21 protein-coding genes are annotated in these 20,778 nt (G+C 52.6%); 4 read left to right on the forward strand and 17 right to left on the reverse strand.

What is annotated here, in order from left to right; all coding sequences use genetic code 11:
• Positions 1 to 34: 34 nt before the first annotated feature.
• The 7 genes from panB to hda form a co-directional block, all read right to left on the reverse strand.
• Positions 35 to 859 (reverse strand): 3-methyl-2-oxobutanoate hydroxymethyltransferase, encoded by an 825-nt coding sequence (panB, locus tag Hfont_RS04535; protein WP_112991015.1) that lies wholly within the window; start codon positions 857 to 859, stop codon positions 35 to 37.
• Between the two features lie 2 nt (positions 860 to 861).
• Entirely contained in the window at positions 862 to 1,503 is a 642-nt protein-coding gene (locus Hfont_RS04540) for a deoxynucleoside kinase (RefSeq protein WP_112991016.1), read from the reverse strand.
• A gap of 60 nt (positions 1,504 to 1,563) precedes the next feature.
• A complete protein-coding gene (locus tag Hfont_RS04545; protein WP_112991018.1) occupies positions 1,564 to 1,911 on the reverse strand; it encodes a DMT family protein in 348 nt (115 codons plus the stop codon).
• Positions 1,912 to 2,010: 99 nt separating this feature from the next.
• Positions 2,011 to 2,499, reverse strand: a complete 489-nt coding sequence (gene folK / locus Hfont_RS04550) for a 2-amino-4-hydroxy-6-hydroxymethyldihydropteridine diphosphokinase (RefSeq protein WP_112991019.1) — start codon at positions 2,497 to 2,499, stop codon at positions 2,011 to 2,013.
• Positions 2,496 to 3,848 (reverse strand): polynucleotide adenylyltransferase PcnB, encoded by a 1,353-nt coding sequence (gene pcnB, locus Hfont_RS04555; RefSeq protein WP_112991021.1) that lies wholly within the window; start codon positions 3,846 to 3,848, stop codon positions 2,496 to 2,498. The genes folK and pcnB overlap by 4 nt, the downstream gene beginning before the upstream one ends.
• Complete coding sequence (locus Hfont_RS04560; RefSeq protein ID WP_112991023.1) at positions 3,841 to 4,512, reverse strand: histidinol-phosphatase; 672 nt, start codon at positions 4,510 to 4,512, stop codon at positions 3,841 to 3,843. Before Hfont_RS04560 ends, pcnB begins: the two co-directional genes overlap by 8 nt.
• Before the next feature lie 90 nt (positions 4,513 to 4,602).
• A complete protein-coding gene (gene hda, locus Hfont_RS04565; protein WP_112991024.1) occupies positions 4,603 to 5,274 on the reverse strand; it encodes a DnaA regulatory inactivator Hda in 672 nt (223 codons plus the stop codon).
• Positions 5,275 to 5,585: 311 nt separating this feature from the next.
• On the opposite strand from hda, the gene purM reads away from it, so the two are divergent.
• The gene (gene purM / locus Hfont_RS04570) at positions 5,586 to 6,629 is read left to right on the forward strand and encodes a phosphoribosylformylglycinamidine cyclo-ligase (RefSeq protein ID WP_112991026.1); all 1,044 of its coding nucleotides are present in this window, start codon (positions 5,586 to 5,588) and stop codon (positions 6,627 to 6,629) included.
• A 124-nt stretch (positions 6,630 to 6,753) separates the two neighbouring features.
• Here purM and Hfont_RS04575 read toward each other — a convergent pair whose 3' ends face one another.
• From Hfont_RS04575 to Hfont_RS04615, 9 genes are all read right to left on the reverse strand, one after another.
• Complete coding sequence (locus tag Hfont_RS04575; RefSeq protein WP_112991028.1) at positions 6,754 to 7,632, reverse strand: proteasome-type protease; 879 nt, start codon at positions 7,630 to 7,632, stop codon at positions 6,754 to 6,756.
• A 163-nt stretch (positions 7,633 to 7,795) separates the two neighbouring features.
• Positions 7,796 to 8,599, reverse strand: a complete 804-nt coding sequence (locus tag Hfont_RS04580; protein ID WP_112991030.1) for a transglutaminase family protein — start codon at positions 8,597 to 8,599, stop codon at positions 7,796 to 7,798.
• Positions 8,600 to 9,562, reverse strand: a complete 963-nt coding sequence (locus Hfont_RS04585) for an alpha-E domain-containing protein (RefSeq protein ID WP_112991032.1) — start codon at positions 9,560 to 9,562, stop codon at positions 8,600 to 8,602.
• Position 9,563: 1 nt separating this feature from the next.
• Positions 9,564 to 10,979: a circularly permuted type 2 ATP-grasp protein gene (locus Hfont_RS04590; RefSeq protein WP_112991034.1), complete on the reverse strand. Its 1,416-nt coding sequence runs from the start codon at positions 10,977 to 10,979 to the stop codon at positions 9,564 to 9,566.
• Positions 10,980 to 11,073: 94 nt separating this feature from the next.
• Positions 11,074 to 13,110, reverse strand: coding sequence for a sodium:solute symporter family protein (locus tag Hfont_RS04595; RefSeq protein ID WP_421800976.1), 2,037 nt, complete (start codon positions 13,108 to 13,110; stop codon positions 11,074 to 11,076).
• The gene (locus Hfont_RS04600; RefSeq protein ID WP_112991037.1) at positions 13,100 to 13,408 is read right to left on the reverse strand and encodes a DUF4212 domain-containing protein; all 309 of its coding nucleotides are present in this window, start codon (positions 13,406 to 13,408) and stop codon (positions 13,100 to 13,102) included. The genes Hfont_RS04595 and Hfont_RS04600 overlap by 11 nt, the downstream gene beginning before the upstream one ends.
• Position 13,409: 1 nt before the next feature.
• Positions 13,410 to 14,957 carry a sensor histidine kinase gene (locus tag Hfont_RS04605; protein ID WP_112991039.1) on the reverse strand — a complete coding sequence of 516 codons (1,548 nt, stop codon included), beginning with the start codon at positions 14,955 to 14,957 and terminating at the stop codon, positions 13,410 to 13,412.
• A gap of 6 nt (positions 14,958 to 14,963) precedes the next feature.
• Positions 14,964 to 15,677 (reverse strand): response regulator, encoded by a 714-nt coding sequence (locus Hfont_RS04610; protein ID WP_112991040.1) that lies wholly within the window; start codon positions 15,675 to 15,677, stop codon positions 14,964 to 14,966.
• A gap of 127 nt (positions 15,678 to 15,804) precedes the next feature.
• Positions 15,805 to 16,458 (reverse strand): ribonuclease HI family protein, encoded by a 654-nt coding sequence (locus Hfont_RS04615; RefSeq protein ID WP_241523009.1) that lies wholly within the window; start codon positions 16,456 to 16,458, stop codon positions 15,805 to 15,807.
• Between the two features lie 257 nt (positions 16,459 to 16,715).
• On the opposite strand from Hfont_RS04615, the gene recA reads away from it, so the two are divergent.
• Positions 16,716 to 17,819 (forward strand): recombinase RecA, encoded by a 1,104-nt coding sequence (gene recA / locus Hfont_RS04620; RefSeq protein ID WP_112991044.1) that lies wholly within the window; start codon positions 16,716 to 16,718, stop codon positions 17,817 to 17,819.
• A gap of 82 nt (positions 17,820 to 17,901) precedes the next feature.
• Positions 17,902 to 18,363: a recombination regulator RecX gene (gene recX / locus Hfont_RS04625; RefSeq protein WP_112991046.1), complete on the forward strand. Its 462-nt coding sequence runs from the start codon at positions 17,902 to 17,904 to the stop codon at positions 18,361 to 18,363.
• A 129-nt stretch (positions 18,364 to 18,492) separates the two neighbouring features.
• On the opposite strand, the gene Hfont_RS04630 is transcribed toward recX, so the two are convergent.
• Positions 18,493 to 19,425 (reverse strand): histone deacetylase family protein, encoded by a 933-nt coding sequence (locus tag Hfont_RS04630; protein WP_421800977.1) that lies wholly within the window; start codon positions 19,423 to 19,425, stop codon positions 18,493 to 18,495.
• Positions 19,426 to 19,908: 483 nt separating this feature from the next.
• Here Hfont_RS04630 and Hfont_RS04635 point away from each other — a divergent pair, with 483 nt between their 5' ends.
• Complete coding sequence (locus Hfont_RS04635) at positions 19,909 to 20,733, forward strand: Stp1/IreP family PP2C-type Ser/Thr phosphatase (protein WP_112991048.1); 825 nt, start codon at positions 19,909 to 19,911, stop codon at positions 20,731 to 20,733.
• Positions 20,734 to 20,778: the final 45 nt, after the last annotated feature.

The raw sequence follows: 20,778 nt of genomic DNA on the forward strand, positions 1-20,778 counted from the left end.
AAGGACTGCAACGATCTCATCAGACCTTATCGTTTCAGAAGCAATGTTCCGGCGCCGGGAAGGTGCCTTCTTTGACTTCGCGAATATAGGCGCGCGTTGCACCTTCTATGCTGGTCTGGCCTTCCATGAAATTCTTCACGAAGCGCGCCTTCTTGCCAGGGAAAACATTGATGAAGTCGTGCATCACGAGGACCTGACCTGAGCAATCCGGACCGGCGCCTATGCCTATGGTCGGCATGGCAACCAACTCGCTGACTTCCTTGCCTAAAGATGCTGGAATTGCTTCCAGCAATAGCATGGATGCACCAGCAGCCTGCAGAATCAGCGCATCTTTTTTCAGTTGTTCAGCGGCTTCTGTCGTCTTGCCCTGCACTTTATAGCCACCAAACTGGTGTACGAATTGCGGCGTCAAGCCCAGATGTATCATGACCGGGATGGCGCGATCAGTTAAGAAGCGCACGGTATCGGCCAGCCATGCGCCGCCCTCGATCTTGACCATCTGCGCGCCGGCTTGCACCAGCTTCACTGCGTTGGCAAATGCCAGTTCAGGTGTCGCATACGAACCAAACGGCATATCGGACATCACGAATGCAGTCTTGGAGCCACGTGCCACGCAAGCCGTGTGATAAGCCACGTCCTCGATAGTTACCGGCAGCGTCGAATTGTGTCCCTGGCAAACCATGCCTAGCGAATCGCCTATCAGCAGCATTTCCACGCCGCACATATCCATCAGCGAAGCAAAGCTGGCGTCGTAGGCGGTCAGCATGGTGATCTTCTCGCCGCGCTCTTTCATTGCGATCAGCGAGGGAACGGTGACGGCCTTGGTGCGTTGTTCTGTTTCTTGCAGATAACTACTCATGTTCATTCTCCACGGCTAAAAAATTCACGTTTGCCGCGCATATTGGCAATGCGTGTCAGCAAGAGTGCAAAGTCTTCGTCATTATCGATAGGGTTCAGATTTTCGGTATTGATGATCAATAAAGGTGCTGCATCGTAATCGTAGAAGAAGCGGCTATAACTTTCGCATAGCCTGTGCATATATGGTTCGGAAATGCCGGCCTCCATAGAGACGCCGCGTTTCCTGATGCGATCGATTAGTGTCTCTGGCTCAGCTTGCAGATAGATCACGAGATCAGGCAAGGGCGCTTGCGGACGCAGGTGATCGTACAGTTGTTGATACAGCGCCAGCTCATCGTCACCTAAAGTCAGGCGGGCAAAAATTGGATCTTTATCCAGCAGGAAATCCGACACGATGCGTGCATCAAACAAATCCGGCTGGGCCAGTTCGTGCAATTGATTCATGCGCTGGAACAGGAAAAACATTTGTGTCGGCAAGGCGTAGCGGCTGGCATCGCGATAGAATTTTTCCAGAAATGGATTTTCTTCCGGCAATTCCAGCAGGGTTTGCGCGCCTAATTGCGCAGCAAGTTTGCTGGCGAGTGTCGTCTTGCCGGCACCGATGGCGCCTTCGACAACAACGTATTTGTATTTTTCAAAATCCATAATGATCTATCTAGCGTTGGTTAGCCGCGTTGATGCGGCGGCGTATCGAAATTTTCAGATTCACGCGCGGAAAATAAAATAAACCGCGCCCACCAGGCAGAACGCTGCCCATACATAATCAAGTTTGAACGGTTGATCCATGAAAATGATTGCGAACGGGACGAACACCGTGAGTGTAATCGCTTCCTGCATAATTTTCAGTTGCGCCAGACTGAACTGCGTATAGCCGATGCGGTTGGCCGGTACCTGCAACAAGTATTCAAACAGTGCAATGCCCCAGCTGATCAGCGCGGCGATCCACCATGGTTTCGAAGATAGCCCTTTCAAATGTCCATACCAGGCGATGGTCATGAAGACATTGGATAAAGTCAGTAAGCCGACGGTTTGGACGATGACGGGAATTTGCATGGCGTTTCAATGACAGTTATGACGTGATCATAGGATTTGAGTAGAAGTCATGATTCCATTCCTGATTTTCAGCTTTGCTTTAGTCTTCAGGGGAATTTTTCAAGCAATTTTTTGAATGGCTTGTGTTGCTACGTCCGGCACGAATAGATGTGCGGCACCCAGTCCGGGAATCTGGATGAATGGATCGATCTGCAATAGCGGAATCAAAACGAAGGCACGGGTGGTCATGCGCGGATGCGGCACTGTCAATGTCGGAGTTGCAATGATTTGGTCGCCGTACAGCAAAATATCCAGATCCAGCGTGCGCGGCGCATTCAAGTAAGAGCGCTCGCGACCAAAGTCTTGTTCCAGTTGCAGCAAGGCTTGCAGTAATTCTTCGGCGGATAAACTGGTGCTGATGCGAGCGACGGCATTGACGTAGTCATCACCGTCCGCATCGATGGGCGCGGTGCGGAACAAGGATGATTGTCCTGTCACGCGGGTTGCAGGCAGCTTGGCTAGCGCCAGCAGCGCATTGCGTACATTGCCTGCGGCGTCGCCCAGATTCGAGCCTATTCCTATGCAGGCGACAATCTGCCTGTCTGTCATTCAGGTTTTCCGACTGCCGCAGTGGCAGGTTTGCGACGGCGCCGTGGACGTTTTTTTGCCGGGCCTTCATTGGTGGCGACGGGTTTTTTGGTCAGCAGTTCTTCGCGTTCGGCACCATCACCAGCGATGAACGCAGTCCACCATTCGCCGATTTCGCTATCGATCTCGCCGGAGGCACAACGCAGCAGCAGGAAGTCGTAGCCGGCACGCAGGCGCAGATGTTCAAGCAATTTATACGGTGTTTTGCCGACGCGTCTGTCGAAGCGTGGTTGCATGGCCCAGATGTCGCGCATGTCGGAAGCGATCTTGCGTTGCAGGGCGAGTTTGTCAGTTTGCGTATTCAATACGTCGTCAGCCGCCAGATGCAGGGCTGGAATCGGATATTCGCCGGCCGCTTGATAGGCATTCCATTTTTCGACAACCTGATGCCACAACAGCGACGCGAACAGAAAACCTGGCGAAACCGGTTTGCCTTCTCTGACGCGTTCGTCGGTGCTGGCCAATGCCAGACGGACAAATTTTTCACCCAGCGGTTGTTCCAGTACGACGTCGAGCAAAGGCAGCAAGCCGTGATGCAAACCTTCCTTGCGCAATTGCTGCAGGCAGGCAAGCGCGTGGCCGCTCATCAACAGCTTGAGCATTTCATCGAACACGCGTGCTGCCGGTACGTTGTTGATCAACGGCGCCATCACGGCGATAGGGGCACGTGTGTCTGGTGCGATCGTGAAATTGAGTCTGGCTGCGAAGCGGACTACGCGCAGCAGTCGTACCGGATCTTCGCGATAGCGTTCTTCCGGCACACCGATGATGCGCAAAGTCTTGTTGCGGATGTCGGCGATGCCACCGTGATAATCCAGCACGATCTGCGAAGCAGGATCGTAGTACATCGCATTGATGGTGAAATCGCGGCGCAATGCATCTTCGTGCTGCTCGCCGAAGGTGTTGTCGCGCAAGACGCGACCGTGTTCATCTTTTGGCGCACCGTCCGATGAAGAGCCTCGGAAGGTGGTGACTTCCAGCAAATCCTGGCCAAACATCACATGCACGATTTGAAAACGCTTGCCGATGATGAAGGCGCGGCGGAACAGGCGTTTGACCTGTTCCGGTGTCGCGTTGGTCGCGATATCGAAATCCTTGGGTTTGACGCCCAGCAGCAAATCACGCACCGCACCACCGACCAGGAATGCCTTGAATCCGGCATCTTGCAGGCTGCTGGTAACTCGGATCGCATTCGATGAAACCAGCTTCGGATCAATGCCGTGTTCTTTCGCAGTCAGGATGACAGGCTGCGTGTGGTCGCCTGTTTTCTGTTTGGTGCCGAGGATGCGACGGATGAACTTTTTAATCATTGAATAGCTTGATGATCGGCCAGCCGTGCGCTTGAGCGTGCGCAGTCAGCAAGGCGTTGGGGTTGGTGGCAATCGGGTCGGTGACGATGGATAGCAATGGAATATCGTTTTGCGAATCGCTGTAAAAATAACTGCGTGTGAAATCGTTCAAGCTCAGACCGCGAGCAGCCAGCCATGCATTGGTATGCGTGATTTTACCCGCACCGGAGGTCGGTACGCCTAGCAATTTTCCGGTAACTGAGCCATCTTCGCTGAATTCCGGTTCGGCGGCGATCAGGTGTTCAACATCAAGTGCACGCGCAATTGGTGCGGTGACGAAACGATTGGTGGCGGTGACGATGGCGACCAGGTCGCCGGCATCTTGATGTTTTTTCACCAGATTGCGCGCGGCGGGCAAGATCACCGGCTCAATGACTTCACGCATATAGGCCAGATGCCAGTCGTCGATTTGCTGGCGCGAGAACTGCGCCAGCGTACCCAGCGCAAATTCCAGGTATTCGACAGAGTCCAGCGTTCCCGCTTTGTACTGTTCGTAAAAAGCGTTGTTGCGGGCATTGAAGGCGACAGGTTCAACCGCACCGATGCGTGTCAGGAATTCGCCCCATTCGTGATCGGAATCGATGGGCAGAAGTGTGTGGTCTAAATCAAAGAGAGCAAGGTTCATGCGTGGTGTCAGGCTACATTTCGGGCTAAATTCGTCGAGAGTTTGTTTGCGGATTTATTTGAAAGCGCATTCATAAACTCAATCGCAGGCTTAATCATTTCGTTGCAATAATTCGCGCAACAGGGGCAGCGTAATTGCACGTTTTGTTTCCAGCGAATATTCATCCAGCGCGTCCAGCATCGCCGATAAAGAGCGCATATCGCGGGCAAAATGATTGAGCAGATAGGGTAACACGCCGGGCGACAGTGCCAGGCCGCGTGCAGTGGCCGCGTGCGTCAGGGCTGCAATCTTTTCGTCGTCGCTCAAACCGTGTACCTGATAGATCAGGCCCCAGCCGAAGCGGGTGCGTAAGTCTTCGCGTACGGCCAATGTTGCTGGTGCAACGTTGCCGGCTGCCAGCAGGCAGCCGCCTTGTTCGCGGACTTGATTAAACAGTGCGAATGCAGCGATTTGCGCTTCCGGCGTCAGTTTGTGGCTATCGTCGATCAGGTACAGCGTGGCCGATGGGCTATAGACAAAGGCAGCTGCCGCAGCGTCGCCAGCTATGTAAAGAGTGGCTTCAGATGCTGCCAGCGCGCGCAAAAGATGGGTTTTGCCGGCACCGGCATCGCCCCACAGATAAACGAAACGTTCGTCCAGCCCGGCCGGATTTCTTTGTTCCTGACGCTGCAACAGCTCACATAGCTCTGCATTGGCGCCGATCACAAACGACGCGAGGGTTTGCGGTTTTTCGGCAGGTAAATCGAGTAACAACTGCCTCATACGTGGTTCATCATATTGTTATTGTTAAAAAATACAGTTTGTTTCTGCAGTTTTCTGCAATTCACCTGCAGATCGCTAGCTATTTTGCCGCTTTGGCAAAGAAAGTCTCATCAAATGCGGGAGGAGCGGGAGCGATTTGATAAAATACCGCTTTGCCCGAACGCTTGCTCGAACGAATTTTGAATTATAGAGCCTGATTGATCCAGTTTCGAAAGTGCGGATTCTGCCGCTTATTGATAACTGGTATCGGATCATCTGGCTAGCCATCCGGCCACAACCGTCATTTTACTGCCTCTGCTGACTATTACATCATGAGTTCCACTTCCAATATTTCACTTTCCTACCGCGACGCCGGCGTTGATATCGATGCAGGCGATGCTCTGGTCGAAGCGATCAAGCCTTTTGCCAAACGTACGATGCGCGAAGGCGTGATGGGCGGCCTCGGTGGTTTCGGCGCCATGTTTGAAATCAGCAAAAAGTACAAGGAACCTGTTCTGGTATCCGGCACCGACGGCGTCGGCACCAAGCTGAAGCTGGCTTTTGAATTGAATCGTCACGACACGGTCGGCATCGATCTGGTCGCGATGAGCGTCAACGACATTCTGGTACAAGGCGCAGAGCCTTTGTTCTTCCTCGATTACTTCGCTTGCGGCAAGCTCGATGTGGCGATCGCCACCGACGTCATCAAAGGCGTGGCCAAAGGTTGCGAGCAGGCCGGTTGCGCATTGATAGGCGGCGAAACCGCTGAAATGCCTAGCATGTACCCAGCCGGTGAATACGATCTGGCCGGTTTTGCAGTCGGCGCAGTGGAAAAATCGAAAATCATCGACGGCACCAAGATTGCCCCGGGCGACGTCGTCCTGGGTCTGGCTTCGTCGGGTGCACATTCCAACGGTTATTCACTGGTACGCAAGATCATCTCGGTGGCTCAACCTGACTTGAACGCTGATTTCCACGGACGCAAACTGGCTGACGTGTTGATGGAACCTACCCGTATTTACGTCAAGCCTTTGCTGGCTTTGATGGCGGCTATGGAAGTCAAAGGCATGGTGCACATTACTGGCGGCGGTTTGGTAGAAAACATCCCGCGCGTGCTGCAGCCGCATCTGACCGCTGTACTGGAAAGTAGTGCTTGGGACATGCCGCCATTGTTCAAATGGTTGCAACAACACGGTGGCGTGGCCGATGCGGAAATGCATCGTGTCTTCAACTGCGGTATCGGCATGACAGTCATCGTTGCAAAAGAAAATGCAGATGCAGCCATCGCGCAATTGAAGGCAGCTGGCGAAACCGTGATGCGCATTGGTGAAATCCGCGCGCGCCAAGAAGGTCAGGCACAGACCATCGTGCGGTAAAAGTCTTAGTCATCAAAAAGGGCGGTAGATGCAATTGCATCTACCGCCCTTTTTGTTTGTGCATCACGTTTGTTGATCAGTTGAGACTGAAGTCCGTTGTAAGCACTAATTTACTGAGTACACATCAATGCTGTTTGCCGTTCGCATCATCCTGCGCCAAAGTTTGTAATGGCCCGGGTGGTGTTGCATCGATGCCGAAGGTAGGCGGTGGCGCAATGCGTACCGGCTGGCTCTTGCTGGAAACGCTAGACAGGACATTGCTGTGGGCGTCAGGTGCAGCATTCCAGACCGGATCGTTGATGCTTTCAAACACGGCTTTCAACTGTTTGCCCCAGGTCTGGCGAATCATCTGGAAGTATTGATTGCCTTCGTCGATAGTGACAAAGCGCGTCACGGCCAGCGTGTTGCTTTCATAAATCAGCAAGTCGAGCGGCAGGCCGACCGAGATGTTCGAACGCAAGGTTGAATCCATAGAAATCAACGCGCACTTCGCCGCTTCATCCAAAGGAGTCGCCAGCGTTACCACGCGATCGATGATCGGTTTGCCGTACTTAGATTCGCCGATCTGGAAGTAAGTGTTTTCGTCGTGCGATTCAATGAAATTGCCGGCTGAATACATCTGAAACAAGCGGCAACGTTCGCCCTTGATCTGACCACCAAAAATCATGCTGACATTGAAGTCGATGCCGAACTGTTCCAGTGAATCTGCATCACGCTCGCGCACCAGGCGGATCACTTCGCCGACGATTTGCGCGGCTTCATACATCGTCGCGGCGTTCCAGATGCTTTTGCCATTGGATGTGACGTGTTCGGCGACGATCTGACGCACCGATTGCGAAATGGATAAATTACCGGCGGTCATCAAGACCATCATGCGATCGCCCGGCGTCTCGAAAACCGTCATTTTTCTAAAGGTGCCGATATGGTCGACACCAGCATTCGTTCGTGAATCGGAGAGGAAAACCAATCCTGCATCCAGACGCATCGCAACACAATAAGTCATGACAGAGAGGGAAAAAGCAAAACGCGAATTTTACAGGATTCACCAGGCCCTTGTTGATGCTCGAGGACAAAACAACGATGTGATCGTTTACACAAGGAATGCAAATTGATGGCTGGATCCGAGGTAGACGATTTGGAAAGATCCTCGGCGCTCATGATCATTTTTATTGAGACAGGGGCGTGACATTGACCCGTACGTCCAGCGACTCTTCACCGCCGCCACGCCGCACGCCGCTGACAGGCGCCGCCGAATCGTAATCGCGTGCTACTGCCAGCCGGCAATGTGCATCGCTGGCGTAACCAGCATGCGTCACATCAATGCTGACCCAACCTGTGAAATCTTTTTCTTCGACCCAGACATCGACCCAGGCGTGGCTTTCTGCGTGACCGGTGCTGCCGGAATCGATATAGCCGGACACATAACGTGCCGGGATATTGCGCGTGTGGCAACAGGCGATGAATAAGTGCGCATGATCCTGGCACACGCCTTGTCCCAACAGCAATGCATCGTTGGCGGTCGTTGTCACGCCAGTTGCACCGCTTTGGTACGCGACTGCACCGCAAATTGCGGTGGCGAGTTGCACCAGGTCTTCGCTTTGATTGCCGCGCAGATTTTGCGCTGCAAAGGCCCGTATGAAATCGCTGGGTTCGGTCAAGCGTGTGGTGACGGTAAAGACCAGTGGCGAGAGTGTGCCGTTTTCGTGCAAACGACCTCTATCCAGTGGCAGTACGTCGATTTCTCCGCTGACAACTATACGCACTTCGTCATGCGTGCCGGTGATGGTCAGCATATGGCACAGATTGCCGTAGGCATCGGTAAAGGCGTGGCGGTTGCCGGATGATTCCAGATGCCATGCCACCATGTGTTGATGCGTTTCTATACGTGGTGTCAGGCGCAGTTGCTGGATCGTATACGCCAGCGGCGACGTATAACGGTAGAGCGTTTCGTGACGAATGGCGAGTCGCATTTAGGCTACCAGTGGTACCAGGAAGTCGCGGCTGACGCGATTGCCAAGTTCAAATATATTTTCAAGGAATTCTGTCAGGTAATCGTGCAAACCTTCTTCCAGAATATCCTCAATCCGGGCGAATTTCAGGTCGGCATGCAGTTTTCCTGCGAAGCGCAAGGTATCGCTGGATAGATCGTTGCTGACATAACGCAGGTTACGCAAGACTTCCGTCAGGCTGGCCAATAGTGAGCGTGGCATGTCTGCATTCAGCATCAGCAGATCGGCCACGCGCGCCGGTGTGATCGCGTCGCGATAGACCTTGCGATAGATTTCAAACGCAGAAACTGAGCGCAAGATAGCCGCCCAGTAATAAAAATCTCGCTGATTTTCACTGCCGAGTTTTTCGCCGGATTGCGTAGCGGTGCTGGCACCGTGAAATTTTACGTCGAGTATGCGTGCCGTATTGTCGGCGCGCTCAAGAAAGGTGCCGAGTCGAATAAAGTACAAGGCTTCATCCGACAGCATGGTGCCGAAGGTGACGCCGCGCGACAAGTGCGAGCGATGTTTGACCCATTCAAAAAACTGGCTGGGATCTTGTTCGAATTCGCTTTCCTGCAGTTGATTGGGCAATTCCAGCCACGTCGTGTTGTGGGTTTCCCAGACTTCCGTCGTTAAGGTACCGCGCACGGCGCGCGCATTTTCGCGTGCGGCACGCAGATAGGAAGAGATAGATGCCGGATGCGAGGTATCACGCACCATGAAGTGCAGCACGTCTTTCGACGTAAGCTTGGCATATTTTTCATCAAACGCTTCCTGCAACTCGGAGATGCCTAGCGTGGCGCGCCAGCTTTGTTCAGCAGCCTTGGCAGATTGCGGCAGCAACGCAGTCTGTACATTGACGTCCAGCATGCGCGCGGTATTTTCGGCGCGTTCCGTGTAACGCGCCATCCAGAACAGGTGATCGGCGGTGCGGCTGAGCATCTTAGTTCTCCAGTATCCAGGTGTCTTTGGTGCCGCCGCCTTGCGACGAATTCACCACTAGCGAACCTTCCTTGAGCGCGACGCGCGTCAAGCCGCCAGGCACCATGGAAATGGTTTTTCCAGACAGTACAAAAGGTCGCAAATCAATGTGGCGCGGAGCGATACCTGAGTCGACAAAAGTAGGGCAGGCCGACAAGGCCAGCGTCGGCTGTGCGATATAGCCATCGGGGCGCGCGATGATGCGCTGGCGGAAATCTTCGATCTCGGCCTTGCTCGATGCCGGCCCGACCAGCATGCCGTAGCCGCCTGCGCCGTGTACTTCCTTGACGACCAGTTCCGGCAAATTCGCGAGTACGTAAGACAGGTCGCTTTTTTTGCGACATTGATACGTAGGGACGTTATTCAGGATAGGTTCTTCCGACAGATAGAAGCGAATCATGTCCGGCACAAATGGATAAATCGATTTGTCATCGGCGACACCGGTGCCGATCGCGTTTGCCAGCGTGACGCGGCCGGAGCGGTAGACCGACAACAATCCCGGTACACCCAAGGTCGAGTCGGCACGGAAGGCAAGCGGATCCATATAGTCATCGTCGATGCGGCGATAAATGACATCCACGCGTTTAGGGCCGCGTGTGGTGCGCATATAGACGGCATTGTCGTTGACGAACAGATCCTGGCCTTCGACCAGTTCCACGCCCATTTGCTGGGCGAGGAAGGCGTGTTCGAAGTAGGCCGAGTTGTACATGCCCGGCGTCATCACGACCACGGTCGGATCATTGACGCCTATCGGTGCGACCGAGCGCAGGTTGTCTAGCAACATGTCCGGATAATGTTCGACCGGAGCAACTTGATGACGCGCGAACAGTTCGGGAAAAAGCCGCATCATCATCTTGCGGTCTTCCAGCATATAAGACACGCCAGACGGTACACGTAAATTATCTTCGAGCACGTAAAATTCGCCTTGTCCGGCGCGCACGATATCGACGCCGGCGATGTGCGCGTAAATGTCAGACGCAACTGAAATGCCCTGCATTTCCGGACGGTATTGGGCGTTACGGAAAATTTGCTCAGGCGGGATGATGCCGGCCTTGACGATGTTCTGGTCGTGATAAATATCGTGGATGAACATGTTCAGCGTGCGTACGCGCTGAATCAGCCCAGCCTCCATGTGCGCCCATTCCTTGGCTGTGATCATGCGGGGAATGATGTCGAATGGAATGACGCGTTCAGTGCCGGCTTCGTTGCCATAGACCGCAAACGTGATGCCGACGCGACGAAAAATCAAGTCGGCTTCAGCGCGCTTGCGGGCAACCGTGGCGGCCGATTGCGTGGCTAACCAGGCTTCGAATTCAAGGTAATGGTCACGAACATTTTTCGCGCCATCTGCATACATCTCATCGAAAAAATTGGGCATCGTCTGGCCTGTCCTTGCGCTCTGTCATCGTTGTCAGGGGAGATGCTGCCTTTAACCCTATCAAGAAATATGCCAGACCGCCAGCACTCAGCGTTCAGGGCGTGCGTAGATCCTTGATCAGGGATTCGGTTCTAAGGTCGGGCGCGGGTGTAAGCAGGCTGACGATGACGATAGCGAGCATGCCGGCTGGCACGCCGAATACGCCTGCCGAAATCGGGGCGATATGGAACCATTGTGCCGCGTGTGAGCCGCCCAGGGTTGGATGTGTGTGCAACATGTAGAACGCGCACACGCCGAAGCCGATCAGCATGCCGGCGATTGCCCCTTCCTGATTTGCCCGTTTCCACATCGCGCCCAGCACCAGCGCCGGGAACAAGGCTGATCCCGCCAGTGAAAAGGCGGCACCGACCAGCGACAGAATATCGCCGGGTTTCAGCGATGCGATGTAAGCCGCGATCAGCGCCACCATCAATAACAAGAGTTTGGAAACGGTCACGCGCTTTTGCGTCGTCGCATGAGGATCAACCGTTTTGAAATAGACATCGTGCGATAGCGCATTGGAAATGGTCAGCAGCAAACCATCGGCGGTAGACAAGGCGGCCGCCAAACCACCCGCTGCGATCAGGCCGGAGATAACGTAGGGCAGGCCGGCGATTTCCGGCGTGGCCAGTACGACCATATCGACATCCATCACGATTTCGGCCAGTTGCACGATGCCATCGCGATTGACATCGTTGATAGCGACCAGTGGATGTATCTTGTCGATGTTGGCCCAATACGAAACCCATTCAGGCAACTTTGAAAAATCGCTGCCGACCAATGAGCTGTAGATGTCGTACTTGACCAGCACCGCCAGCGCAGGAATCGTGATGTACAAAGCCATGATGAAAAATATGGTCCAGAACACCGAATCGCGAGCTTCCTTGACTGACGGTGTCGTGTAATAACGGACCAATACGTGCGGCAAAGCTGCAGTGCCCAGCATCAGGCAAAACACCAGAGCCATGAAATTATTGCGCTTGATATCCGATGCTGCTTCATCCTCGCCAGGGAATGGCTCGGTATGTCGCGTCGGCGGTTTTGCCCGCTCACGATTGGCGGCGCGATCTTCTATCCATTTGCGTTCGGCTTCTTCCGCATCCTTGGGATAAGTCGCGAGTTCACGCCCGGTCTGCTTGATTTCCAGTAACGGCGCATTGCCGAGTTTGAGTGCTTCCAGATTGTGCTGAATTTCGGCTCTACCGTTTTCCCATGATTCCGGCAGCATTTGCAGCTTGTCATTCAGGTCATCCGCGTACAGATTGAAAATGGCGCGTACTTCTTTTTCTTTTGGATCGTCGATCAAAATATTTTCGCGATCGCTCAATTTGGCGATCGCCGAACCATAGGCAATAGGCGGTATCGGGATGTTGGTATGTTTGATCGACAGCCACACCACCGGGATCATGTACGCAATGATCAAGATGATGTATTGCGCAACCTGTGTCCACGTCACAGCACGCATGCCGCCCAGGAAAGAGCAAACCAGTATGCTGGCGAGTCCGAGAAAAATGCCGACTGAAAAATCGACGCCGGTAAAACGCGAAGTGATCAGGCCTACGCCATAAATCTGCGCGACGACATAAGTGAAAGACACGATGATGGTGGCGGCTACCGCGATGATGCGGACGACGTTGTCGCTGTACCTGCCGGTGTAACGCGCGCTGAGATAATCCGGAATCGTGTATTGGCCGAACTTGCGCAGAAAAGGGGCGATCAATACTGCCAGCAATACAAAGCCGCCGGTCCAGCCCATCAGATACGCGAGTCCGTCAAATCCCCACAAGTACAAACCACCTGCCAGGCTGATAAAACTCGCCGCAGAAATCCAGTCGGCAGCGGTTGCCATGCCATTGAAAAATGCCGGTACGCGACGCCCCGCCACGTAGTATTCCAGCATGTTCGATGTGCGGCTGATGACGCCGATGATTGCGTACATCACGATCGTGCAAAACATGAACACATAGCCTATCCATACACGCGGAAAGCCTTCGTGCTCGAGGATGGCCAGGGCAAACAGGAACAGCACAAAGCCGATCGTGAATAGCACGTAATAGCGCATCAGACGACGGAAGAATGATTTATTGTTCATGATCGTTATTGCTGTTCTTATTGTTCTGCTTGCGTTGTGACGCGTGATAACGCTGATCGAGTTTATGCATGCGCAACGCGTAAATGGCGATGAGGACTACATAGATCAGAATGCTGCCTTGTGCCGCCATGAAGAATGAAATCGGCCAACCCAGCAAGGTGTAGGTGGACAAGGGACGTGCAAAAAAAATCGCGGCGAAGGTGATGACAAACCAGATCAGCAATAACCAAAAAGTCATGCGACGGGTGTTTTGCCAATATGTTCTGGCGGCGTCCGATAGTTCTATTTTTTTTGACATATCAATTGATGTAGTCAAGCGGGACGGTGTTCGGCTCCAGATGCAAGGTGATGCGCACCAGACAACCCGGTGATTTTTTTTCCTTGCAATGTGGATTATTCAGGATCTCGATTTCTGCATTGTGTTGCTGTGCGATTTCGCGCACGATCGCCAAGCCTAATCCGCTGCCTTCGACATTGCTGCCGAGGATGCGATAAAAGCGTTCGAAGATATGTTCGCGTTCATGTATTGCGATGCCGGGACCGTTGTCTTCGATTTCCAGAAACGCGAGTTGCCTTCCTTCATCGGCGAGTACTCGGACGGTCGCGTAACCACCTGCGGGCGTGTAATTGAGCGCATTGTCGATCAGGTTATTCAATAACTCCTGCAGCATGGTGGCATCGCCTTTCACCAAAACCGAATAGTCTGCTTGTTCGAAGCCGAGATCGATTTTCTTGTTGAACGATGTTTGCACCCAGTTTTGCAAGCTGTCGCGCGCCAGCTCCGATAATTCCAGCAACTGCATCGGTTTGGTGGCGGGCGTTTGATTTTCGGCGCGTGCCAGTGCCAGCAACTGATTCACCATGCGTGTCGCGGATGACGAGCTCTTCGCCAGTTGTTCCAGCGACTTGTGAATTTCTGATTGATCGGTTTGGCGCAAGGCAAGTTCGGATTGCATGCGCATGCCGGCCAGCGGCGTTTTCATTTGATGCGCGGCATCGGCGATAAAACGTTTTTGTATCTTGATACTTTGCGACAGGCGTTCCAGCATGTCATTCAGCGAACCGACCAAAGGCAGGATTTCTTCCGGTACATAACCGGAATCGATAGGACTCAAATCATCCGGTCGGCGTGCGCGTATGCGCTGCTGCAATTCGGCCAACGGACGCAGGCCGCGCGTCAACGCAAACCATACAAGGATCAACGCCACCGGCAGAATAATGAACTCTGGCACGATCACGCCCTTGATGATTTGATTGACCAGTTGCGAACGCTTCTCCAGCGTTTCGCCCACTTGCACCAGGGCCAGCCGCGGTTCTATGCTCAGTTGCGGCTCAACCTGAGTCTTGTGCAGATCGACATAGATGTAAGCGATGCGCACTTCGGTGTTGTGTACGAAGTCATAACGGAATTTGGTCGCCCACGGTTGTGGCGGATCGGCTTCGGTCGGCAACGGCATTTCTGGATCGCCTTCGACCATGATGCCGCGCGAATCCAGGATTTGATAATAGATATTGTCGACATCGTCGGCATGCAGGATGTCGGTAGCGGGGCCGGTCAGGCGTGTAATGACTCTGCCGTTTACTTCCTTGACCTGTTGCGCAACGACCGTAACCTTGTCTTCGAGTGCGCGATCAAAAGGCTCATTCGCAATCGATTTGGCGACCATATAAGTGATCGCTATGCTGAGCGGCCACAGTAATAAAAGTGGTACCAGCATCCAGTCGAGAATTTCACCAAACAGGGAGCGATGGGTGCGTTCTTCTGCCTGAGCGACCCCCTCTGCAGCCGTTGCATCCGACGTGATCACGTCGGTGGCTGGCGTATTCAGTCGGTGGGCGTCGGGCATCGCACGTTAACGTGATGGCGTGATCGTGTTCGGCGCTACGGGATTGGCCGGTTCGGCAAACTTTTCGAGGCAGTAGCCGAGTCCGCGTACGGTGGCAATGCGCAGGCCGCCGATTTCTATCTTTTTGCGCAGGCGATGGACATAGACTTCAATCGCGTTATTGCTGACTTCTTCGCTCCATTCGCACAGATGATCAACCAGCTGCTCCTTCGAGACCAGGCGACCGCTGCGTTGCAGAAGTACTTCCAGCAAGCCGAGTTCGCGCGCTGATAAATCGAGCATCTGCTCGTTGATGTAGGCGATGCGACCGACTTGATCGTAGGACAGTGGTCCGTGTTTGATGACGGTTGGGCCGCCGCCAGCACCACGCCGTGTTAGCGCGCGTACACGCGCTTCGAGCTCGGATAATGCAAAGGGCTTGGCCATGAAATCGTCTGCGCCCAGATCGAGTCCCTTGACGCGCTGTTCGATCGAATCGCCAGCGGTCAAAATCAATACCGGCAAACGCGAATTGCGTGCGCGCAGACGTTGTAATACTTCAAGGCCGGACATTTTGGGCAAGCCGAGATCGAGTATCAGCAAATCAAAGTCTTGGGTAGACAAGGCTGAGTCCGCTTCCAAACCATTCTTGACGCAATCGGTGACATAACCGGACTGGCGCAAGGATCGTGTCAGGCCATCGGCCAGCACACTGTCGTCTTCGGCAAGCAAAATTCGCATAGGAGGAGGGGGTTGGAAAGTTGGTTTGTAGTCTATTGGGTTTCGTCAGCAGCGGCAAGACAAGTGTTCATGTCTTGTCAATTGTCGTTGCTTGTTACTAAAACAGTACATTTTTTTATGTAGCCAATCATGCTGGCATATACGTAGAGGGCAGTTTGATCGCTTGCTGCGACAGCGCATCAGCCATGCTGTTTTTTCTGCGTGGAATCCAGATAAAGGTGACGTCGTTCAATTGCGCTATCAATTCTCTGGCGCGTGTTCGATGACTACCCAGTATAGGCGCGCCTGCTGTTTTGGTTTGTACGTCGTCAAGAACCACCCGACTGTCGCCGTAGATGATGAGTTTTTTCGAGCGGGCGTTGACTGCCGCCTGCAGGACGGCGAATAGCGCCAGATATTCCGCTACGCTGCTATCGCCCTGGCCAGCCGCGTAACTGATGCTGGTTATTACGTCGCCATCCGGATTTTTAAGCAAGCCACCTATGCCCATTTTGCCGGGATTGGGGTGGGTCGCGCCGTCAAACCAGGCTAGCCATGCGCTTGGATCTGGCATGTTTTCCGTATTTTTCTTGGCACGGGCATCTGCCTTTGCCTGTTTGGCAGCGATCGTTTTTGCCAGCGCATGATCTGCTTCCTGACGACGTGCGTTGACTAAAGTGTTCAAGGACTGATTGCCGGCCGCGATTTCCATGACTTTTTTTAACGCGTCTTTTTCTGAAATGCTTAGTTGCTTTGCCAGTCGGCGGCTGTGCACGCGCTCTTTTTTATAGGCGACTTTCATGAGGTCAGAGAAGGTCGGCATATTGGAAAAGTCGCGTTAAAGGTTGGCTGGCCTGGCGGTGTCAGGATTCTACGTGGATTTACGAAGTGTAGTTTGAGTGAGGGTATGCTCGTTAAAGTTGCTTTTTAGTTCATGTAAAAGAAAATATTCAGAAGGCGCTTGCGCAAAGCACTGTTTTTTTATACAGTACGGTTTCTGAAAGCAAAAACAGCTTTCTAGCCATTTTGTTTCAACACCCAACCGTCGAAAGAATCCTCATGGACGATAAAAAAACAGCACCGAGCTCAGACAAAAGCAAGGCACTTGCCGCTGCACTGGCGCAAATCGAAAAGCAATTCGGTAAAGGCTCGGTCATGCGCATGGAAGACGGCGCAGTCGTCGAAGAGGTGCAAGTCGTATCCACCGGTTCACTCGGTCTGGATATCGCACTGGGCGTCGGCGGTTTGCCACGCGGTCGTGTGGTTGAAATCTACGGTCCAGAATCGTCGGGTAAAACCACGCTGACGCTGCAAACCATCGCAGAAATGCAAAAGCTGGGCGGCACTTGCGCGTTCATCGATGCGGAACATGCACTCGACGTGACTTATGCGCAAAAGCTCGGCATCAATCTGTCCGAGTTACTGATCTCGCAACCGGATACCGGCGAACAAGCGCTGGAAATTTGCGATGCGCTGGTCCGTTCCGGTGGTGTCGATTTGATCGTGATCGACTCGGTCGCCGCCTTGACGCCGCGTGCCGAGATCGAAGGCGATATGGGTGATTCTCTGCCGGGTTTGCAAGCACGTTTGATGTCGCAAGCATTGCGCAAACTGACAGGCAGCATTAACCGTACCAATACGCTGGTGATTTTCATTAACCAGATACGTATGAAGATTGGCGTGATGTTCGGCAATCCGGAAACCACGACCGGTGGTAATGCGTTGAAATTCTACGCATCCGTACGTCTTGATATCCGTCGTACCGGTTCAATCAAATCCGGTGATGAAGTCATCGGTAATGAAACCAAAGTCAAAGTCGTCAAAAACAAGATTGCTCCGCCATTCCGCGAAGCGCATTTTGATATTTTGTACGGCGCAGGCACATCACGTGAAGGCGAAATTCTGGATCTGGGCTCGGATGCCAAGATTGTCGAAAAATCCGGTGCCTGGTACAGCTATAACGGCGAACGTATCGGCCAGGGCAAAGACAATGCACGCAATTATTTGAAAGAACGTCCAGATCTGGCGCGTGAAATCGAAAACAAGGTGCGCGTTTCTTTAGGTGTGCCTGAACTCGACGTCATCAAGTCGGATGAACCGGCTGCGAAGAAAGCTTCTTCCAAGAAAAACGAAGAAGCAAAAGAACTGAAAGAAGTTGAATAAGAATATCGGCTAGCCGATAGCATTCGATATTCACGATTTATTTAGCTGCATTATCAACAAGCGTCCGCGCTGAAGGACTCATATGGCAAAACTGCAAGTGAGTCTGAAAGCCCGGGCGCTTCGTTATTTGTCGGCGCGCGAACACAGTCGTCAGGAATTGGCACGCAAGCTGGCGCGTTACGCGCAAGAAGGCGACGATATAGAAGCCTTGCTCGATACGCTGACCGAGGCTAACTTCATGTCGGAAACGCGATTCTCGGAATCGTTGATCAATCGGCGAGCGGCACGTTTTGGTAATAGCCGGATTTTGTCAGAACTGAAAAGCCATAATATTGATCCTGACTCACTGACCGAAATCAAGGCGGGACTTGCACAAGATGAAGTTGCGCGTGCACGTGAAGTCTGGTTGAGGAAATTCGGTGCAGTGGCAACTGATGCAAATGGACGGGCAAAGCAGATGCGGTTTTTGTTGCAGCGGGGGTTTTCTCATCGCGCGATACAAGCGGCGATGCGAGCGAAGGACGAAAATGAAGATGATGCTTAGAGTAGATAAGCGCTCATCGCTTGTTTCGCAAGTTGACGAATAAAAATGCAGTATCAAAAACTTGGGGTCTATGTACAAACTAATGTACATAGACCCCAAGTCATGAATAGATCATAAGTTAAAGCACGATCAGTGATCCATCAATGCCTTGACGTGAACTGCAGTAGCGGAGGCCAAACCTTCCAGGCTGTAACCACCTTCAAGGATGGAAACTACGCGGCCTTCGCAGGTTTCATCAGCAATTTTAGTCAACTCACGTGTTACCCAGTCGAAGTCATCATCTTGCAGATTCAAACCTGCCAGTGGGTCGAGATGATGCGCATCAAAGCCGGCAGAAATAATCAGAAGTTCAGGATTGAATGCACGAATTGCCGGCAGCATTTTTGCCGCAATTTGTTCGCGGAACATCGCAGAATCGCAACCGCGTGGCAGTGGTACGTTCACGATATTGTGCGATACGCCAGTTTCTGCTTCCGAGCCAGTGCCTGGATAAAAATGCGATTGGTGGCTCGATGCATAAAACAGTTCAGGCCTGTCGTAAAACGCCGCTTGCGTACCATTGCCATGATGAACGTCGAAATCGACGACTGCCACGCGTTCCAGTTTATGCACGTCGTATGCGTAGGCTGCAGCGATCGCCGCCTGGTTGTAAATGCAAAAGCCCATCGCCTTGTTCGGTTCTGCATGGTGGCCGCAAGGGCGGGTCGCACAGAAAACATTGTGTGCTTCCTTGCCCATCACCGCATCGACGCCGGCGCAAGCGGCACCTACGCAACGCATGACAGCTTCCAGTGAACCTGGCGACATGACGGTATCGCCACCATCGAGCGGCATGTAGCCGTGATTCGGCGATGCATCTTCTACGTCTTCAACGAATCCTTCGGTATGGATCATCAACACTTGTTCGCGTGTGCCCATAGGCGCTTCACGCCATTCGACTGCATCGAATTCTGGTGTGCGCAATACGCGTAAAACGGCTTTCAAACGTTCTGGAGATTCTGGATGACTAGGGCCAGGTTTGTGTTCAAGGCAAGCGTCGTGGGTATAGATCAGTGTTGTCATAATAATTATCGATGCCGAAAGCAATCCGGCATCTGCTCCATTTTGTAAAAGGCGGTTGGAGGGGCGCAACGTGGGCGGCCCGGCAAGTGAATCTTTCCCATTATAAGTGCCGCTAGCTGCGCTTGGAGAACCTTGGGATTTACATTTCAAAAACAAGCGCGAGACAGCGCAAAATTTTCACATCAATGAGTAGTTTCTGCTCGAAGGATTTCCATCTGTATTGAAGAAATAGTCGTTCAATAGATTGCCAATACTGATTGAAACGCTGCTCTTGTTTTGAAGCTATTCCAATTTTTGTGAAAATCTGGCTTTGGCAGGCGAGAATCCTTGTTATTCCTTATCAAACGCATAGTTTCCATAGCGAAAGCAGATATCATCTGATATCAAGAAGGGAATATTTTTGGTTGCCCGGCCTTATTGTTCTGTTCTTGCTAAATTTTTGTTTCCAACGTCGCTTGATCTGGCCGTTAACCTTACACGTCTATGACGCCTACGCTTGTTCTTCAGTTCGCATCCAAAACCGATACGGGATTGGTGCGTGCGCATAATGAAGATGCGATCGAGATTAACGCCGACTATAAAATTGCAGTGCTGGCAGATGGTATGGGCGGTTACAACGCTGGTGAAGTTGCAAGCGGTATTGCGGCCAATGTGTTTACCGTAACGCTTGAACAGCGTTTGCAGCAGAGGGCAGAAAAGCGGCGACCGCTAGGCAGCAAGTTTTTGCAGGGTTTGATGAGCGAGTCGGTTTCATTGGCGAATACGCAAATTCTTGAAGCAGCACGCCAGCAGCCGCAATTCAGTGGGATGGGGACAACACTGGTTGCCGCTTTATTTCATCACGACCGAATTGTATTGGCGCATATAGGAGATTCGCGCGCTTATCGATTCCGGCAAGGAGCGTTGCTGCAACTGACGCGTGATCATTCGCAGTTGCAAGAACAGATCGATGCTGGTCTGGTCAGTCCGGAATGGGCACGTTTTGCTCCGAATAAAAACCTGATCACGCGCGCGCTGGGTGTTGCATCCAGCGTCGATGTAGATACAGATGTGCATCTCATGGAGCCAGATGACATTTACCTGCTATGTTCCGATGGCTTGTCGGACATGCTGTCAAATGAACAGATGATCGCCCTGATCAAACGCAATTATTCCGATCTTGATTTATTATGCATAGCCTTGGTGGATGCGGCAAACAACAACGGTGGCCGCGACAATATTTCAGTCATCTTGATAAAAGTGCAATCAAGCCACGTGATCAAAAATAGCTTCCGTACCCGATTGACCTCATGGTTTCGCCGATCCTAGCCTACGCTGAATAAGGTAGGTGGCATACATCTTGTATGTCTTTGA

It is taken from the genome of Herminiimonas fonticola (assembly GCF_003293745.1).
Taxonomy (GTDB): Bacteria; Pseudomonadota; Gammaproteobacteria; order Burkholderiales; family Burkholderiaceae_D; genus Oxalicibacterium; species Oxalicibacterium fonticola.

What these genes read in the sequence shown, in the direction of transcription:
- Hfont_RS04560 (WP_112991023.1), bottom strand. Translation starts at nt 4,512, where the DNA reads ATGAACCTTGCTCTCTTTGATTTAGACCACACACTTCTGCCCATCGAT.
- Hfont_RS04630 (WP_421800977.1), bottom strand. Translation starts at nt 19,425, where the DNA reads ATGACAACACTGATCTATACCCACGACGCTTGCCTTGAACACAAACCT.
- Hfont_RS04580 (WP_112991030.1), bottom strand. Translation starts at nt 8,599, where the DNA reads ATGCGACTCGCCATTCGTCACGAAACGCTCTACCGTTATACGTCGCCG.
- pcnB (WP_112991021.1), bottom strand. Translation starts at nt 3,848, where the DNA reads ATGATTAAAAAGTTCATCCGTCGCATCCTCGGCACCAAACAGAAAACA.
- purM (WP_112991026.1), top strand. Translation starts at nt 5,586, where the DNA reads ATGAGTTCCACTTCCAATATTTCACTTTCCTACCGCGACGCCGGCGTT.
- Hfont_RS04605 (WP_112991039.1), bottom strand. Translation starts at nt 14,957, where the DNA reads ATGCCCGACGCCCACCGACTGAATACGCCAGCCACCGACGTGATCACG.
- Hfont_RS04595 (WP_421800976.1), bottom strand. Translation starts at nt 13,110, where the DNA reads ATGAACAATAAATCATTCTTCCGTCGTCTGATGCGCTATTACGTGCTA.
- panB (WP_112991015.1), bottom strand. Translation starts at nt 859, where the DNA reads ATGAGTAGTTATCTGCAAGAAACAGAACAACGCACCAAGGCCGTCACC.
- Hfont_RS04615 (WP_241523009.1), bottom strand. Translation starts at nt 16,458, where the DNA reads ATGAAAGTCGCCTATAAAAAAGAGCGCGTGCACAGCCGCCGACTGGCA.
- recA (WP_112991044.1), top strand. Translation starts at nt 16,716, where the DNA reads ATGGACGATAAAAAAACAGCACCGAGCTCAGACAAAAGCAAGGCACTT.
- folK (WP_112991019.1), bottom strand. Translation starts at nt 2,499, where the DNA reads ATGACAGACAGGCAGATTGTCGCCTGCATAGGAATAGGCTCGAATCTG.
- recX (WP_112991046.1), top strand. Translation starts at nt 17,902, where the DNA reads ATGGCAAAACTGCAAGTGAGTCTGAAAGCCCGGGCGCTTCGTTATTTG.
- Hfont_RS04610 (WP_112991040.1), bottom strand. Translation starts at nt 15,677, where the DNA reads ATGCGAATTTTGCTTGCCGAAGACGACAGTGTGCTGGCCGATGGCCTG.
- Hfont_RS04635 (WP_112991048.1), top strand. Translation starts at nt 19,909, where the DNA reads ATGACGCCTACGCTTGTTCTTCAGTTCGCATCCAAAACCGATACGGGA.
- hda (WP_112991024.1), bottom strand. Translation starts at nt 5,274, where the DNA reads ATGAGGCAGTTGTTACTCGATTTACCTGCCGAAAAACCGCAAACCCTC.
- Hfont_RS04545 (WP_112991018.1), bottom strand. Translation starts at nt 1,911, where the DNA reads ATGCAAATTCCCGTCATCGTCCAAACCGTCGGCTTACTGACTTTATCC.
- Hfont_RS04575 (WP_112991028.1), bottom strand. Translation starts at nt 7,632, where the DNA reads ATGACTTATTGTGTTGCGATGCGTCTGGATGCAGGATTGGTTTTCCTC.
- Hfont_RS04540 (WP_112991016.1), bottom strand. Translation starts at nt 1,503, where the DNA reads ATGGATTTTGAAAAATACAAATACGTTGTTGTCGAAGGCGCCATCGGT.
- Hfont_RS04590 (WP_112991034.1), bottom strand. Translation starts at nt 10,979, where the DNA reads ATGCCCAATTTTTTCGATGAGATGTATGCAGATGGCGCGAAAAATGTT.
- Hfont_RS04585 (WP_112991032.1), bottom strand. Translation starts at nt 9,562, where the DNA reads ATGCTCAGCCGCACCGCCGATCACCTGTTCTGGATGGCGCGTTACACG.
- Hfont_RS04600 (WP_112991037.1), bottom strand. Translation starts at nt 13,408, where the DNA reads ATGTCAAAAAAAATAGAACTATCGGACGCCGCCAGAACATATTGGCAA.